General features: G+C 47.8%; 2 protein-coding genes. Both read right to left on the bottom strand.

Translation table 11 applies throughout. The features are described from left to right. The coding region (locus QUF61_RS18050) for a hypothetical protein (protein ID WP_289682944.1) at positions 1-256 on the bottom strand (256 nt) is incomplete at its 3' end. Further along, entirely contained in the window at positions 243-2,684 is a 2,442-nt protein-coding gene (locus QUF61_RS18045) for a CHAT domain-containing protein (RefSeq protein ID WP_289682943.1), read from the bottom strand. The genes QUF61_RS18050 and QUF61_RS18045, both read right to left, overlap by 14 nt. Positions 2,685-2,786: the final 102 nt, after the last annotated feature.

The following is a 2,786-nucleotide window of genomic DNA, read 5'->3' as shown; positions in this document are numbered from 1 at the left end:
TATTGAAACTGTGGAAGGAGTGAAACAGGTTGTTGCCTGCTGTCACGCCTAAATCCTGGGTAATGGCGTACTCTCCATCATTTATTGATAATTGTTCATTGCCTATTGAAGAAAGGCTGATTTCAGCCTGAACAGGGAAAAACAACACGAGCGATACAAAAGATACAAACGGTACAAGCACTTGTGACTTTAGTGTTTTATTTTTTTTATACTGTTTTGTCATATTTCTCTCATTTAAAATTTTAATGCCAATCACCGATCATCATAAACGCTGACCAATAATAGGGATGCTGATATCTGGCGTACTCTTCGGTTTGCAGTAACTGTATCTGGGCATGGCGCAGAGCCTGGATTTTATTCAATTTCGACTGTTGCAACTGACGGTAAAACTCAATAATTACTGCGGGGGTGGCATTGTCATCTACCTGCCAGAGGCTCGCCAGCGCACTTTTTGCGCCAGCTTTCAGGGCTACACCAGCCAGTCCCAGAGCTGCGCGGTCGTTACCCTTGGCGGTCTCACAGGCGCTGAGAGTCAGCAGTTCAATGGGTTTATCGCTCACTTTACGCAACAAATTGAGCTGTTCCAGCTTGTCCAGGGTGAGTTTACCGTCATAAGTGAGAATAAAACTCTTATCCACGTCGGCATTGAATTCACCGTGGGAGGCAATATGGACGATGGAGTAATCTTGTTCCGCCACGCTGCGCTGAAGTTCAGGTAATTGAAATTTTTGGTTTAACAGCAAGGGATGGTTTTGGGCATAACTTTGGTGCAGGGTTTTTAATTCATATTCAGCGCAGGGAATCTGACTGAAGTCCTGCACCGCCTCGGAAATTCCGCCCAGCAGCATGTCTGGCAGTTCATACCAGGGTTCCTGACTGGTGGACAGGCACAGGCCGGGGCTGATGCCCAGGGCGTAGCGCTCGATCAAATATTGTTCGCCATCGTGCAGCGCAGCGAAAGGCAGGGTGCGCAGGATACCGTCGGGAACAACAATCAGATTCTTGATACCGTGTGCCTGTAATTGGGCTTCCAGGGGTGCAATCAGCCATTGATAAAGCTTTTGGGCATGGGGCAAAAAGCGAAAAGCACGATCCGGGTTTTCCGCTGTTTTCCCACCGCGCCCACGGGTGATGGGTGAACAGACCGCCGGGCTGGTGGATTTTTGGCTGCGTCCTCTGGCACGCTCTTGGGGGTGGGGATGCCTGCGCAGCGGGGATGAGAACATGGTGGCGGTTAACTTCAGTTGCTCCGCGCTAACATCCACCCGAAACCGCAGCATATCATCCGGCAGGCTGAGTAACAGTTCCAGGCGATCTGGCAAAATCACCGGATAGAGCGCCGCAGTGGTATCATCCAGGAGTTCATCGAGCAGAGCGCAATTGCTTTGCGCGGTAATGCAACTACTGCGGAAATAATCTTGCAGTTCCGCCTGCTTGAAGTGTTCTATGGCTTCCCTGGCTTCAATCAGTAATTCATTTTTGTTTACGCCCTTATTGGCAGCTTGTTGCAAGGCTAAATCGGCAAATTCAAAATATACCGGCGCGAGTTGGGCGCGTAATTCCTCAGGTGGGCGAAAGCCAGTATTCACCAGTTTGCGGCGTAGCGGTTTGAGTTGTTGGATGGCTTGGCGGTAAGCATCCAAAGCATCATCGTTTCGGTTTTGCTGGTACAAAATTTGCCCTTTCAAACGCAGCCATTGGGATGTCTTCCAGCCAACCGGTTCCTGGGCGATAAAAAATAGTGCCCGGCGTATCTGCGTAAGGGCAGTATCGAATTGATTTTGCCCAAAATACCAGCGGCTTGATGCTGCATAGGCATGGCCTTTTGCGTGAGGATGGGCCAATTGTTCCGCCAGGCGCACAGCTTGTTGTACTGCGTTTTGCATAATACGCTGTAATGCTTCACTGGAACCGCTTATTTGGGACTGGATTTTTTCTGCCAAATCAAATAATTGCAAATAGGCGAAGACTTGTTGGTAAATATCTTCACCACTGCTTAAAATTTCTGTGGCCTGCCGCAAGCTTTGCAGACTTTCGTGGAAGTCCTCCATGCGCCCTGGATTGGGCGCTGTATATATTTGCTGCATGACCAGTGCACGCGTATGGTTAAGGAATATTTTACTACGTGAATCTTCAGCACCTTGCTGGTTTTCCAACAATTCAAGCGCTGCCTGATAGTTGTCCCGGGCTTTGGAATAATTTCCTCCGGCACTATGCAGATTGCCCTTTTGTTTTAATATTTCCGCCAGCAGCAATGGATCGTGGATTTGCTTATCCAGCATGGAAGCCTGTTGCAGATGCTTCCACGCAACAGCATATTGGTCATGATTTTGTGCCGCTAACAATTGGCTGTAAACAAGATGCCAACGCGCGAACAGGGTGGGGTCCTTATCACTTATTCCCTTCCGCGCCTGTTCCAAAGCCCGTTCCGCCGCCTGGTATAAGCCCAGTTTGATACTGAACTGGGCAATATGGAGATGCAGGCGTGGATCATCTTCCTGCTGCAATTGCCGCCGCCACAGTTGAATAGCCTGTTCATATTGACCGAGGTTCACCGCCTGCCGAGCATTATCCTGGAACGCCGCTACACAGGGGGAAAACAGGTATAAAAGCCATGCTGATAAAAAATACCTGAAAAAGTGTTTTAGTGTTGACTTAACTAAAGTTATTTGGATTGAAGGCATCGTTAAATCTCTTAATATAAGTTATGAAAATTTTATAAATTATTATAAATTTAATAATTTGCAATAGATTATCGGGTATTGAGCAAAATTTGAGGCAAATAT

Origin of the sequence: Candidatus Venteria ishoeyi (assembly GCF_030378065.1) — a bacterium.
Taxonomy (GTDB): domain Bacteria; phylum Pseudomonadota; class Gammaproteobacteria; order Beggiatoales; family Beggiatoaceae; genus Venteria; species Venteria ishoeyi.
Note: the sequence above shows the minus strand (reverse complement) of the source record. Positions and strands in the feature narration are given on the sequence as shown.

What these genes read in the sequence shown, in the direction of transcription:
- QUF61_RS18045 (WP_289682943.1), bottom strand. Translation starts at nt 2,684, where the DNA reads ATGCCTTCAATCCAAATAACTTTAGTTAAGTCAACACTAAAACACTTT.